The organism is Actinomyces sp. 594 (assembly GCF_019325145.1).
GTDB lineage: Bacteria > Actinomycetota > Actinomycetes > Actinomycetales > Actinomycetaceae > Actinomyces.
Genome location: NZ_PIZC01000038.1, coordinates 1,585 through 14,503, shown reverse-complemented (window position 1 = coordinate 14,503; position 12,919 = coordinate 1,585). Strand labels below are relative to the sequence as shown.

Annotated in this window: 18 protein-coding genes; 1 reads left to right on the top strand and 17 read right to left on the bottom strand. The window is 67.1% G+C overall.

Annotated elements, in window-relative coordinates; all coding sequences use genetic code 11:
* Window position 1: 1 nt before the first annotated feature.
* Together rplX and rplN are read right to left on the bottom strand one after the other, a co-directional pair.
* A complete protein-coding gene (rplX, locus tag GZ998_RS05880) occupies window positions 2-346 on the bottom strand; it encodes a 50S ribosomal protein L24 (protein ID WP_161924749.1) in 345 nt (114 codons plus the stop codon).
* Window positions 347-349: 3 nt separating this feature from the next.
* Complete coding sequence (gene rplN, locus GZ998_RS05875; protein WP_092532997.1) at window positions 350-721, bottom strand: 50S ribosomal protein L14; 372 nt, start codon at window positions 719-721, stop codon at window positions 350-352.
* A gap of 420 nt (window positions 722-1,141) precedes the next feature.
* Between rplN and GZ998_RS05870 the strand changes: the two genes are divergently transcribed.
* The gene (locus tag GZ998_RS05870) at window positions 1,142-1,984 is read left to right on the top strand and encodes a CHAP domain-containing protein (RefSeq protein WP_162679637.1); all 843 of its coding nucleotides are present in this window, start codon (window positions 1,142-1,144) and stop codon (window positions 1,982-1,984) included.
* Window positions 1,985-2,143: 159 nt separating this feature from the next.
* On the opposite strand, the gene rpsQ is transcribed toward GZ998_RS05870, so the two are convergent.
* From rpsQ to rpsL, 15 genes are all read right to left on the bottom strand, one after another.
* A complete protein-coding gene (gene rpsQ, locus GZ998_RS05865; RefSeq protein ID WP_374939168.1) occupies window positions 2,144-2,449 on the bottom strand; it encodes a 30S ribosomal protein S17 in 306 nt (101 codons plus the stop codon).
* Entirely contained in the window at window positions 2,446-2,694 is a 249-nt protein-coding gene (gene rpmC / locus GZ998_RS05860) for a 50S ribosomal protein L29 (RefSeq protein ID WP_161924751.1), read from the bottom strand. Before rpmC ends, rpsQ begins: the two co-directional genes overlap by 4 nt.
* Window positions 2,694-3,113 carry a 50S ribosomal protein L16 gene (gene rplP / locus GZ998_RS05855; protein ID WP_162679636.1) on the bottom strand — a complete coding sequence of 140 codons (420 nt, stop codon included), beginning with the start codon at window positions 3,111-3,113 and terminating at the stop codon, window positions 2,694-2,696. The genes rpmC and rplP overlap by 1 nt, the downstream gene beginning before the upstream one ends.
* 3 nt (window positions 3,114-3,116) lie before the next feature.
* Entirely contained in the window at window positions 3,117-3,917 is an 801-nt protein-coding gene (rpsC, locus tag GZ998_RS05850) for a 30S ribosomal protein S3 (RefSeq protein WP_161924753.1), read from the bottom strand.
* On the bottom strand, window positions 3,917-4,294 hold the full coding sequence (gene rplV, locus GZ998_RS05845; protein WP_161924754.1) for a 50S ribosomal protein L22: 378 nt from the start codon (window positions 4,292-4,294) through the stop codon (window positions 3,917-3,919). Before rplV ends, rpsC begins: the two co-directional genes overlap by 1 nt.
* A gap of 32 nt (window positions 4,295-4,326) precedes the next feature.
* Window positions 4,327-4,605: a 30S ribosomal protein S19 gene (gene rpsS, locus GZ998_RS05840; RefSeq protein WP_092533016.1), complete on the bottom strand. Its 279-nt coding sequence runs from the start codon at window positions 4,603-4,605 to the stop codon at window positions 4,327-4,329.
* A gap of 11 nt (window positions 4,606-4,616) precedes the next feature.
* The gene (rplB, locus tag GZ998_RS05835) at window positions 4,617-5,453 is read right to left on the bottom strand and encodes a 50S ribosomal protein L2 (protein WP_161924755.1); all 837 of its coding nucleotides are present in this window, start codon (window positions 5,451-5,453) and stop codon (window positions 4,617-4,619) included.
* Between the two features lie 21 nt (window positions 5,454-5,474).
* Window positions 5,475-5,780 carry a 50S ribosomal protein L23 gene (rplW, locus tag GZ998_RS05830; RefSeq protein WP_161924756.1) on the bottom strand — a complete coding sequence of 102 codons (306 nt, stop codon included), beginning with the start codon at window positions 5,778-5,780 and terminating at the stop codon, window positions 5,475-5,477.
* Window positions 5,777-6,424, bottom strand: a complete 648-nt coding sequence (gene rplD / locus GZ998_RS05825) for a 50S ribosomal protein L4 (RefSeq protein WP_161924757.1) — start codon at window positions 6,422-6,424, stop codon at window positions 5,777-5,779. Before rplD ends, rplW begins: the two co-directional genes overlap by 4 nt.
* Window positions 6,425-6,428: 4 nt before the next feature.
* Complete coding sequence (rplC, locus tag GZ998_RS05820; protein WP_161924758.1) at window positions 6,429-7,088, bottom strand: 50S ribosomal protein L3; 660 nt, start codon at window positions 7,086-7,088, stop codon at window positions 6,429-6,431.
* An 11-nt stretch (window positions 7,089-7,099) separates the two neighbouring features.
* A complete protein-coding gene (rpsJ, locus tag GZ998_RS05815) occupies window positions 7,100-7,408 on the bottom strand; it encodes a 30S ribosomal protein S10 (protein WP_003786051.1) in 309 nt (102 codons plus the stop codon).
* A gap of 480 nt (window positions 7,409-7,888) precedes the next feature.
* Window positions 7,889-9,079, bottom strand: a complete 1,191-nt coding sequence (gene tuf, locus GZ998_RS05810) for an elongation factor Tu (RefSeq protein WP_161924759.1) — start codon at window positions 9,077-9,079, stop codon at window positions 7,889-7,891.
* 195 nt (window positions 9,080-9,274) lie between these two features.
* Window positions 9,275-11,410 carry an elongation factor G gene (fusA, locus tag GZ998_RS05805; RefSeq protein WP_161924760.1) on the bottom strand — a complete coding sequence of 712 codons (2,136 nt, stop codon included), beginning with the start codon at window positions 11,408-11,410 and terminating at the stop codon, window positions 9,275-9,277.
* A gap of 75 nt (window positions 11,411-11,485) precedes the next feature.
* Complete coding sequence (gene rpsG, locus GZ998_RS05800; RefSeq protein ID WP_161924761.1) at window positions 11,486-11,956, bottom strand: 30S ribosomal protein S7; 471 nt, start codon at window positions 11,954-11,956, stop codon at window positions 11,486-11,488.
* Window positions 11,956-12,330 (bottom strand): 30S ribosomal protein S12, encoded by a 375-nt coding sequence (rpsL, locus tag GZ998_RS05795; protein WP_073327562.1) that lies wholly within the window; start codon window positions 12,328-12,330, stop codon window positions 11,956-11,958. The genes rpsG and rpsL overlap by 1 nt, the downstream gene beginning before the upstream one ends.
* Between the last annotated feature and the right edge of the window lie 589 nt (window positions 12,331-12,919).

Below are 12,919 nucleotides of genomic sequence, written 5' to 3'. Positions count from 1 at the left end.
GTCACAGATCCTCCCCGGACTTCTTGGCGTAACGCACGCGTACGGTGCGCTTGCGCCCGTTGGGACGCACGCCCTCCTCAACCCGGAAGCCGACGCGGGTGCGCTGCTTGGTCTTAGGGTCGATGGGCATGACATTGGAGATGTGGATGGGCGCCTCGACGGTCTCGATACCGCCGGCGGTGGCGCCCTGAGCGGTCTGGCGGGGCCGCGTGTGCTTGGTGACACGCTGCACACCCTCGACCACGACGCGGTCCTCCTTCGGGATTACCCGCAGTACGCGCCCGGTCTTGCCCTTGTCCTTGCCGGCGATGACGATGACCTGGTCGCCCTTCTTGATGCGTGCCATGGATCAGATCACCTCCGGTGCGAGCGAAACGATGCGCATGAACTTCTTGTCACGAAGCTCGCGGCCGACGGGGCCGAAGATGCGCGTGCCGCGCGGTTCCCCGTCGTTGTTCTTGATGATGACGGCCGCGTTCTCATCGAAGCGGATGTACGAGCCGTCCGGGCGGCGACGTTCCTTGGCGGCGCGCACGACCACCGCCCTGACGACCTCGCCCTTCTTGACGCTGCCGCCGGGGATGGCGTCCTTCACGGTGGCGACGATCTGGTCGCCGATGCCCGCATAGCGCCGACCCGAGCCGCCGAGCACACGGATGCACAGGATCTCCTTGGCACCGGTGTTGTCGGCGACCTTTAGTCGCGACTCCTGCTGGATCATTGAGTGTTCTCCTGTCGTCGAGCCGGTTCTCACTGCGCGCGGGGCGAAGCGAGCCTGGCCGAACGTTCCTTCTTCTTGTGCGCGCCGCCCGCCACTGGCGGGCCGATCAGGTGCGCGGGCCCCAGCAGACACAGGCGCACAGGCGCGAGGTCTCTGCCGGGCGCACCATCGCACGCAGCTCCACAACCTTAGTGCAACGCGGGGAATTGCCGGTAGTCATGCCACGATTCCCGCCCTGTGCCTTTGCTCACCGCCTTGGCAGCAGGGGCTGTCCCGGTCCGCCTGGACAGGCCGACCCCGCACGTCCCGGCACCCGGGGACGGCCGTCGCCGACACGCTGCGGCACATCAATTGTGATCTGGCACTCAGATTAGTAATCTTGGCGAGTCCTGCCATGACCCTGATCGAGGAGACCTTGAAATGACCGCTCAACTGTCCCGCCGTCGGATGCTGTCTGCCGCCACGGTAACCGCCCTAGCCGCGGTGGGCGCTCCGCTGCTGGCGCCCTCCCCCGCCTTCGCCGCCGATGGCAACGACCTGTACTTCATCAAGACCAACAACACCGGCCAGGGAAAGATCGAGGTCCACGCCCTCACCGCCGCCTCCAACTACACCTCCTTCTCCCGCCACAACATCACCACCCTGACCAACGGCGAACGCAACAACGGCACCTTCCACATGGTCGGCAACGACCTGTACTTCATCAAGACCAACAACACCGGCCAGGGAAAGATCGAGGTCCACGCCCTCACCGCCGCCTCCAACTACACCTCCTTCTCCCGCCACAACATCACCACCCTGACCAACGGCGAACGCAACAACGGCACCTTCTGGGTGCCCTCATCCGTGGGCAACACGGCCGGCTCGGCTCCGACCGGCCGGCTGAACGCCAAGATCATTGCGGCGGCCCAGGCCTACGCGGAAGGTGACGTGGGAGGCCAGTGCGCGGCGTGGGTACAGACCGTGATCCGCGCGGCGGGCGGCACGCCGGTGTACCTGGAGAACTTCCCCTGGGGCTACAACGCCTCCTGGGCGAAGATCTGCACCGAGATCGTCGGTTGGGAGAATGTACAGCCGGGCGACATCTGCCAGTGGGTCTACCCGGACATCGCCAGCGGGCACACAGCCATCATCACGGCGGGAGGCTCCGCCTCCACGGCGCAGGTCATCGACTCCAACTACGGTTACGGTGAGCGCGTCCACCGCGGCAGCTTCGCCTCCCGCAACACGGGTGGCTACTACAAGATCTGGCGCCTGAACTGAGCCGCGCCGAACGGCCCGCCCGCCTCAGCATCGGGTGAGTGCGGCCCTGAATACGACGACATACGACGACGCCGCAGACCGGGTGATCCCGTGCCTGCGGCGTCGTCGTATATGCGGGTGAAGGGCTACCGGATGGTGCCCACTGGGCTCAGCGAGAGGTCACTTTGCCTTTTCGATGATCTCCACCAGCCGCCAGCGCTTGGTGGCACTGAGCGGGCGGGTCTCCATGATGAGCACGAGATCGCCGGGATGGGCGTCATTGTGCTCGTCGTGGACCTTGTACTTCTTCGAACGACGCAGCACCTTGCCGTACAGGGAGTGCTTGTAGCGCTCCTCAACCTCGACGACGATCGTCTTCTGCATCTTGTCCGACACGACGTAGCCCCGCCGCACCTTGCGGTGGTTGCGCTCGGGGGCGCCGGGCTGGTCCTGGGCGGTCTCGTTCTGAGTAGTCTGCTCGCTCACTTGGCCTCCTCCTGGGTGCTCGGAGCGGTGCGGATTCCGAGCTCACGCTCGCGCACGATGGTGTAGATGCGGGCAATATCGCGACGCACAGCCTTCATACGGCCGTGGTCCTCGAGCTGGCCGGTCGCGGAGGCGAACCGCAGGTTGAACAGTTCGGCCTTCGCCTTGGAGAGCTCCTCTTCAAGACGCTCATTGTCCATGGCGTCGAGGTCGGCCGGGGTCAGGCCCTTGGAACCGATAGCCATCAGACGTCACCACCCTCACGAGTCACGAAACGGGTTTTCATCGGAAGCTTGGCCTGGGCGCGCCGCATCGCCTCCCGGGCGAGCTCGACGTCAACGCCACCGAGCTCGAACATGACGCGTCCGGGCTTGACGTTGGCGACCCACCACTCCGGGGCTCCCTTACCGGAACCCATGCGGGTCTCGGCGGGCTTCTTGGTCAGCGGACGGTCCGGGAAGATGTTGATCCAGACCTTCCCACCACGCTTAATGTGGCGGGTCATGGCGATACGGGCCGCCTCGATCTGCCGGTTGGTGACGTAGGCGGGCTCCAGGGCCTGGATGCCGTAGTCGCCGAAGGAGATCTGGTTGCCGCCCTTGGACATACCCGAGCGGTGCGGACGGTGCTGCTTGCGGTACTTGGTACGGCGGGGAATGAGCACGGCTCAGGCCTCCGTTCCCTGGTCGGGGGCAGCGTTCTCGGTGGCCGGCGCCTGCTCGACCTGCTGCTCGCTTTGGCGCGGGGCGCGCTCACCACGACGACCGCGGCGCTCACCACGACCGCGGCCGCGCGGGGCGGACTCGGCCTGCTGGCGGGCGAACTCGCGCTCGGTCATGTCGCCCTTGTAGATCCAGACCTTCACGCCAATGCGGCCGAAGGTCGTCCTGGCCTCGTAGAAGCCGTAGTCGATGTTGGCCCGCAGGGTGTGCAGTGGCACGCGGCCCTCGCGGTAGAACTCGCTGCGGCTCATCTCGGCGCCGCCCAGACGGCCCGAGCACTGCACGCGCACGCCCTTGGCACCGGCGCGCATGGCGGACTGCAGCCCGCGACGCATGGCGCGCCGGAAGGACACACGGCTGGCGAGCTGCTCGGCGATGCCCTGGGCAACCAGCTGAGCGTCCAGGTCCGGGTTGCGGACCTCGAGGATGTTGAGCTGGACCTGCTTGCCGGTCAGCTTCTCCAGCGATGCGCGCAGGCGCTCGGCCTCCACGCCGCGCCGCCCGATGACGATGCCGGGGCGGGCGGTGTGCAGGTCGACGCGGACCCGGTCCCGGGTGCGCTCGATGTCTACCTTGGAGATGCCGGCCCGCTCCATGCCGTCCTCCATGAGGCGGCGGATCTTGACATCCTCATCCACGAAGTCGCGGTAACGCTGACCGGGCTTGGTGGAGTCGGCGAACCAGCGCGAGCGGTGGTCCGTAGTGATGCCCAGGCGGAACCCGGTCGGGTTGACCTTCTGCCCCATTACCGGGCTCCTTCCTGCTTGTTAGCGTCGGCGCGGTCGCCGACGACGACGGTGATGTGACTGGTGCGCTTCAGGATCCGGCCGGCGCGTCCCTGGGCGCGCGGGCGGAACCGCTTGAGGGTCGGGCCCTCGTCGGCGTACACCTCGGTGATGAAAAGGTCGTTCTCGTCGAAGCGCTCGCCGTCGCGCTCGGCCTGATACCGGGCGTTGGCGATGGCGGACTCGATTACCTTGCGGACTGGCACCGCAGCGGCCTGCGGTGCGAAACGCAGCACGCCCACGGCGTCGACGGCGCGCTTGCCGCGGACCACGTCCACGACACGGCGTGCCTTCATCGGCGTGCAGCGCACGTATTTGGCCTGCGCCTTGGCTTCCATGTTCTTCAGCCTCTCAAACTCTCCGGCGCCCGTCAGCGACGCGCCTTGCGGTCGTCCTTGACGTGCCCGCGGAAGGTGCGGGTCGGGGCGAACTCACCGAGCTTGTGCCCCACCATCGACTCGGTGACGAACACCGGGACGTGCTTGCGGCCGTCGTGGACAGCAAAGGTGTGGCCGATGAAGTCCGGCGTGATGACCGAACGACGTGACCAGGTTTTGATGACGTTCTTGGTGCCCTTCTCGTTCTGGACGTCCACCTTCTTCTGCAGGTGGTCGTCGACGAAGGGGCCCTTCTTCAAGCTTCGCGACATGATGGCTCCTATCAGCGCTTCTTGCCGGTCCGACGACGACGCACGATAAGCCGGTCGCTGGACTTGTTGGGACGGCGGGTACGGCCCTCAGGCTTGCCCCAGGGCGAGACGGGGTGGCGACCACCGGAGGTGCGGCCCTCACCACCACCGTGCGGGTGATCCACAGGGTTCATGACCACACCGCGGACGGTCGGGCGCACGCCCTTCCAGCGCATACGGCCGGCCTTACCCCAGTTGATGTTGGACTGCTCGGCGTTGCCGACCTCGCCCACGGTCGCCCGGCAGGCGGCCTCGACATTGCGGATCTCCCCGGAGGGCATGCGCAGCTGCGCGTACTTGCCCTCCTTGGCCACCAGCTGCACCGAGGTGCCGGCGCTGCGGGCGATCTTGGCGCCCCCGCCGGGGCGCAGCTCGACAGCGTGCACCACGGTACCGGTGGGGATGTTGCGCAGCGGCAGGCAGTTACCGGGCTTGATGTCGGCCCCGGGGCCGGCTTCCACGCGGTCGCCCTGGCGCAGCCCATTGGGAGCGAGGATGTAGCGCTTCTCGCCGTCCAGGTAGTGCAGCAGCGCGATGCGGGCAGTGCGGTTGGGGTCGTACTCGATGTGCGCGACCTTGGCGGGCACGCCGTCCTTGTCGTGGCGACGGAAGTCGATCAGCCGGTAGGCGCGCTTGTGCCCGCCGCCCTTGTGCCGGGTGGTGATGCGCCCGGAGGAGTTGCGGCCCCCGGACTTGCTCAGCGGCCGCACCAGCGACTTCTCGGGCCGGTTGCGAGTCAGCTCGCTGAAGTCGGCGACGGAGGCGCCGCGACGACCGGGGGTCGTCGGCTTGTACTTACGGATTCCCATCTCGGTCTTCTACCTTCCGTGTCAGTCCGTCACGTCGCCGAAGATGTCGATGGTGCCCTCGCGCAGCGTGACGATCGCGCGCTTGGTGTCCTTCGACTTGCCGATGCCCGTGCGGGTGCGGCGGGTCTTGCCGCGGCGGTTGATCGTGTTCACCGACTCGACCTTGACGTCAAAGATCGCCTCGACGGCAATCTTGATCTCGGTCTTGTTGGCGCCCGGGTCTACCAGGAAGGTGTACTGCCCACGGTCCATGCAGGTGTACGACTTCTCCGAGACGACCGGCGCGAGGATGACATCGCGGGGGTTCTTGCTCTTCTCGAGGCTCACTTGGACTCCTCCTCACCCTTGCCGAGGAATGCGTCCAGGGCGGCGGCGGTGAAGACGACGTCATCGGAGTTGAGGACGTCGTAGGTGTTCAGCTGGTCGGCCTGAAGCACATGCGCCTCGGGGGCGTTGCGCAGGCTGAGTCGGGTGAGCTCGTCACCGCGGGCGGCGACCACCAGGGACTTGGGACGGTCCGTGAGGTTGCGCAGTGCCGTGAGCGCCGACTTGGTGGACGGCTTCTCAGCGGTGACGAACTCGGTGATGACGTGGATGCGGCCGTGACGAGCGCGGTCCGAAAGGGCCGAGCGCAGGGCGGCAGCCTTCATCTTCTTCGGGGTGCGCTGGGAGTAGTCGCGCGGCTGCGGGCCGTGCACGGTGCCACCGCCGGTGAACTGGGGCGCGCGGATGGAGCCCTGACGGGCGCGGCCGGTGCCCTTCTGGCGGTAGGGCTTGCGGCCACCGCCCCGGACCATGCCACGGGTCTTGGTGGCGTGCGTACCCTGGCGGGCCGCGGCCAGCTGGGCCACGACGACCTGGTGCATCAGCGGGATGTTGGGCTCGACGTCGAAGATCTCGCCGGGCAGCTCCGCGGTGCCGGTCTTAGCACCCTTGGAGTCGACGATGTCGACGGTGATGGTCTCTGCCATGGTGTCAGGCTCCCTTCACGGCGGTGCGGATGACGACCACCGAGCCCTTGGGGCCGGGGATGGCGCCGCCCATGAGCAGCACGCCCTTGTCGGTGTCGACGCCCCGGACCTTGAGGTTCTGGACGGTCGTGGTGGCGTGGCCCATGCGGCCTGCCATGCGCAGGCCCTTGAAGATTCGGCCCGGGGTGGCGCAGGCGCCCACGGAGCCGGGCTTGCGGTGGTTGCGGTGCGCACCGTGGGAGGCGCCGACGCCGGAGAAGCCGTGACGCTTCATGGTTCCGGCGAAGCCCTTGCCCTTGGAGGTGCCGGTGACATCGACCAGCTGGCCTACCTCGAAGGTGTCAACGTTGAGCTCCTGGCCGGGGGTGTAGTCCCCGGCGAGCGCCGTGCGGACCTCGGCGACGTGGCGGCGGGGCGCTACCCCGGCCTTGGCGAAGTGGCCGGCGAGCGGCTTGGTTACCTTGCGCTCGTCGATCTCGCCGAAGGCGAGCTGGACGGCCTCGTAGCCGTCGTTCTCTACGGTGCGGACCTGGGTGACGACGTTGGTGTCTACACGCACGACCGTGACCGGGCGCAGGACGCCGTTCTCGTCCCAGACCTGGGTCATGCCGAGCTTGGTGCCGAGCAGCGCCTTGGTGGGCGCGGTGGGCGGGTTGGTTGTCATGGCTTCAGTCCTCAGAGCTTGATCTCAATGTTGACGTCGGCCGGCAGGTCGAGCCGCATGAGCGAGTCGACGGCCTTCGGGGTCGGGTCGACGATGTCGATAAGCCGCTTGTGCGTGCGCATCTCGAAGTGCTCGCGGCTGTCCTTGTACTTGTGGGGCGACCGGATAACGCAGAACACGTTCTTCTCGGTCGGCAGCGGCACCGGACCCACGACCGTCGCGCCCGCGCGGGTCACGACGTCGACGATCTTGCGCGCCGAGGAGTCAATGACCTCGTGGTCGTAGGACTTGAGCCGGATGCGGATCTTCTGTCCCGCCATGGCGCCTAACCTCTCTTGCTTTCGGTTACCGGTCCACGCGCTCGGGCGTGTCGCGTTGCGACGCGCACCTCGGCCCCGTCAAGGGCTGGTGGGCCGGTCTGGACACACGGAAGCCCGATGGCAATCGGGTCCGTCAGACTGGATTCCGGGGTGGGCCCCCGGGGCGGCCGGGCAGGCTTGCGCCTGTCGACCGGCCTACGTTATCAACGCCTCGGCCACCGGTGAAAGCCGGAATCCGCCCGAAGCGCTGTGAGACCGCGCACGGGTCCACGCGCTCGGGCGTGTCGCCCCAGCCGCAACCCGCTCAGGCGGCTCGCCGGTGCTGCCGAGGCCGCGGAGAGCCGCTCCCGCCACGGCAGGTAATTACTACCAGCTGCAGGGATATGCCGGGAGGCCCGCCACCCCAAGGGCGACGGGCCTCCTGCGTGCATTCAGCGGGCGGTGAGCCCGCGGCGGACCAGCGTTACCGCTGGGACCGGGTCACTTGATGATCTTGGTGACGCGGCCGGAGCCGACGGTGCGGCCACCCTCACGGATGGCGAAGCCGAGGCCCTCCTCCATGGCGATGGGCTGGATCAGCTCAACCGACATCTCGGTGGTGTCGCCGGGCATGACCATCTCGGTGCCCTCGGGCAGCGTGATGACGCCGGTGACGTCCGTGGTGCGGAAGTAGAACTGCGGACGGTAGTTGGAGTAGAAGGGGTTGTGACGGCCGCCCTCGTCCTTGGTCAGAATGTAGACGTGGCCCTCGAACTCGGTGTGCGGGGTGATGGAGCCCGGCTTGCAGACGACCTGACCGCGCTCGACGTCCTCGCGGCGGGTACCGCGCAGCAGCAGACCGCAGTTCTCACCGGCCCAGGCCTCGTCCATGGACTTGTGGAACATCTCGATGCCGGTGACGGTGGTCTTCTGCGGGTCGCGGATACCGAGGATCTCGACCTCGGAGTTGATCGGCAGCTTGCCGCGCTCAACACGACCGGTGACGACGGTGCCGCGACCGGTGATGGTGAAGACGTCCTCAATCGGCATGAGGAACGGCTTGTCCATGTCACGCTCGGGGGTCGGGATGTACTCGTCGACCGCGTCCATGAGCTCCTTGATCTTGCCGGTCCACTCGGGGTCGCCCTCGAGGGCCTTCAGCGCGGAGACGCGGATGACGGGGGCCTCGTCACCGTCGTAGTCCTGGGAGGACAGCAGCTCGCGGACCTCCATCTCGACGAGCTCGAGGAGCTCCTCGTCATCGACCATGTCGGACTTGTTCAGCGCCACCAGCAGGGCGGGGACGCCGACCTGGCGGGCCAGCAGCACGTGCTCGCGGGTCTGGGCCATGGGGCCGTCGGTGGCGGCGACCACCAGGATGGCGCCGTCCATCTGCGCGGCACCGGTGATCATGTTCTTGATGTAGTCGGCGTGACCGGGGGCGTCCACGTGGGCGTAGTGACGCTTGTCGGTCTCGTACTCGACGTGCGCGATGTTGATGGTGATACCGCGCTGGCGCTCCTCGGGAGCCTTGTCGATCTCGTCGAAGGGGGTGAAGGGGTTGAGGTCCGGGTACTCGTCGTGCAGGACCTTGGAGATCGCGGCGGTCAGCGTCGTCTTACCGTGGTCGACGTGACCGATCGTTCCGATGTTGACGTGCGGCTTGGTCCGCTCGAACTTGGCCTTGGCCACTGGTGTCCTCCTGGGACTCGGGTAGTTCTCTTCGTCGGGAGTCGACTAGCACATGTTAGCCGTACCGACTGCGAGAGTGTCTACGGGTGAATTGTTGGAAATCTTACTTGGATGGGTTGCCCCGGGCGCAATTCCGGGGCCGGGGCCGCCGGGGCGGGGCTGTTCGCCTCCGCCCCGGCGGCTGCGCAGGCCGGGTTACTCGCCCTTGGCCTTGGCGATGACCTCGTCAGCGACGTTCTTGGGAACCTCGGCGTAGGAGTCGAACGCCATGGAGTACACGGCGCGGCCCTGCGTCTTGGAACGCAGGTCGCCGACGTAGCCGAACATCTCCGACAGCGGCACGGCGGCCTTGATGACCTTCACGCCCTGTGCATCCTCCATCGACTGGACCATGCCACGGCGGGAGTTCAGGTCGCCGATCACGTCGCCCATGTACTCCTCGGGGGTGCGCACCTCGACGGCCATGACCGGCTCGAGCAGAACCGGCTGAGCCCGCTTGGCGCCCTCCTTGAAGGCCATGGAGCCTGCGATCTTGAAGGCCATCTCGGAGGAGTCAACCTCGTGGTAGCCGCCGTCGACCAGGGTGGCCTTGACGTCCACCATGGGGTAGCCGGCCAGCACGCCGGTGGTCATGGCCTCCTGCACGCCGGCGTCGACGCTCGGGATGAACTCCCGGGGCACGCGCCCACCGGTGACGGCGTTGACGAACTCGTAGTGCGTGTTCTCGGCCTCGTCGTCGGCCTCGTCGGCCACGAGCGGCTCGAAGGACATGAGCACCTTCGCGAACTGGCCGGAGCCACCGGTCTGCTTCTTGTGCGTGTACTCGACCTTGTCGACCTTCTTGCGGATGGTCTCGCGGTAGGCGACCATCGGGTTACCGACGTTCGCCTCAACCTTGAACTCGCGCCGCATGCGGTCGACGAACACGTCCAGGTGCAGCTCGCCCATACCGCCGATGACGGTCTGGCCGGTCTCCTCGTCGAGCTCGACCGTGAAGGTCGGGTCCTCCTCGGAGAGCTTCTGGATGGCGACGCCGAGCTTCTCCTGGTCGCCCTTGGTCTTGGGCTCGATGGCCACGTGGATCACGGGGTCCGGGAAGGTCATCGACTCCAGGATGACCGGGTCGCCCTGGGCGCACAGGGTGTCACCGGTGGTCACGTCCTTCAGGCCGATGAAGGCGTAGATGTGGCCGGCGTGGGCCTCCTCCACCGGGTTCTCCTTGTTGGAGTGCATCTGGAAGAGCTTGCCGACGCGCTCCTTGCGGCCCTTGGTGGCGTTGAACACCGTGTCGCCCTGGGCGACCTTGCCGGAGTAGACGCGCACGTAAACCAGCTTGCCGTAGAACGGGTGGGTGGCGACCTTGAAGGCCAGGGCGGAGAAGGGCTCCTTCTCGTCGGCCTCGCGGGTCAGCACCTTGGACTCGTCGCCGGGGGCGTGGCCCTCGACCGCGGGCACGTCCAGCGGAGAGGGCAGGTAGTCGAGCACGCCGTCCAGAACCGGCTGAATGCCCTTGTTCTTGAAGGCTGAGCCGGCGAAGACCGGGAAGGCCTGGCCGGCGATGGTGAGCTTGCGGATACCGCGCTTGAGCTCGGCGACCGACAGCTCCTCCCCCTCCAGGTACTTCTCCATCAGCTCGTCGTCGGCCTCGGCGACCGTCTCCATGAGCTCGCCCCGCAGCTGCTCGGCCTTGGCCACCAGCTCAGCCGGGATCTCCTCGTACTCGACGATCGAGCCGCGGGTGTCCTTGCCATCGGCGTCCTTCTCCGGGAAGCGGATGGCCCGCATCTCGATGACGTCGACGACGCCGGAGAACTCGTTCTCGGCACCGATGGGGAAGTTCACGACGATCGGGGTGGCGTGGAGCCGGTCGCGGATCGTCTGCACGGAGAAGTCGAAGTCCGCACCCAGCTTGTCCATCTTGTTGATGTAGCAGATGCGGGGCACGTTGTACTTGTCCGCCTGGCGCCACACCGTCTCGGACTGGGGCTCAACGCCCTCCTTGCCGTCGAAGACGGCGACCGCGCCGTCGAGCACGCGCAGCGAGCGCTCGACCTCGACCGTGAAGTCGACGTGGCCGGGGGTGTCGATGATGTTGATCTGGTTGTCTTTCCAGAAGCAGGTGGTGGCCGCGGAGGTAATGGTGATACCGCGCTCCTGCTCCTGCTCCATCCAGTCCATCGTCGAGGCGCCGTCGTGCGTCTCGCCGATCTTGTAGTTGATACCCGTGTAGAACAGGATGCGCTCAGTCACGGTGGTCTTGCCGGCATCGATGTGAGCCATGATGCCGATGTTGCGGACCTTGGTGAGGTCGGTCAGCACGTCTAGTGCCACTAGTGATGTCCTTCGTTCGTTAGGTGAGGGAGTTGGGCCCGTACGAGCCGGCGGGCCCGGACGGCGTGGGGATGCTTACCAGCGGTAGTGAGCGAAGGCCTTGTTGGACTCGGCCATTCGGTGCATGTCCTCGCGCCGCTTGACAGCGGCGCCGAGGCCGTTGGAGGCGTCCAGAATCTCGTTCATCAGGCGCTCGGTCATGGTGTTCTCGCGGCGCTGGCGGGAGAAGTCCACCAGCCAGCGCAGCGCGAGGGTGGTGGCGCGGTTCGGGCGGACCTCGACGGGAACCTGGTAGGTGGCGCCGCCGACGCGGCGGGAGCGCACCTCCAGGGCCGGGCGGATGTTGTCCAGAGCACGCTTGAGCACCGAGACCGGGTCCTGGTCGGTCTTGGAGCGCACGCCCTCGAGGGCGCCGTAGACGATGCGCTCGGCGGTTGCCTTCTTGCCGTCGAGCAGTACGCGGTTGACGAGCTGGGTGACGACGGGCGAGCCGTAGACCGGGTCGACGGCAAGCGGGCGCCGGGGTGCGGGACCCTTACGGGGCATTAGTTCTTCTCCTTCTTGGCGCCGTACTTGGAGCGTGCCTGCTGACGACCCTTGACACCCTGGGTGTCGAGGGAGCCGCGCACGATGTGGTAGCGGACACCGGGAAGGTCCTTCACACGACCCCCGCGGACGAGCACGATCGAGTGCTCCTGGAGGTTGTGGCCCTCACCGGGGATGTAGGCCGTGACCTCAATACCGGTGGACAGGCGCACGCGGGCGACCTTACGGAGGGCGGAGTTCGGCTTCTTCGGGGTCGTGGTGTACACACGGGTGCATACGCCACGACGCTGCGGGCTGGACTTGAGCGCCGGCGTCTTGGACGCCGCGCGCTTGGTTGAGCGGCCCTTGCGGACCAGCTGCTGAATTGTGGGCACTACTGATTCTCCATCTTGAAGTGCTTTGCGGGCTGTCGTTGCCCACGTGCCGACCCGCTCTTCCCCGACGGCGCACTCCGCCACGGAATGGGCCGGTCCGCAGGGAGTCGGCCGGGCCGACGGCGCTGCGTCCGGAGCCCCGTGACGGGGCCCGTCGGTTCCCACCGCGGCAGACCCGCGTCACCCCTCGACGTCTGGCGCCGATCGGCTGGGAACGGAATGGAGAACGGTAGCCCGCACACGGGCACCAGTGGGGCACACTACCCGGGCACGACGCCGCACGCCAGACGGGCTCAGGGTGTTCCTGGCCACGTAAAACCGCCCCACCAAAACCGGTAGCTGCAACCGGCTCGCGCCCGGGGTGCGGTCGGCTTACTGGCGCGGGGACCGATCACTGGTGCGGGGCCGAGCGACGGACGCTGCGCGCGGATCCCGGTGCCACGGCCCGTACTGGGTGGGCGGGGCGCTCAGGATGGAGCCTAATGGGGGTATTCGTGTTTGTGGGTGTGGAGGCAAGGACTCGGGCTGTTGCGTGGTGGTCGTGTTCGGGTTGACGAGGTCGTGTTCGGCGGGTGCCGGCCGCACCGGC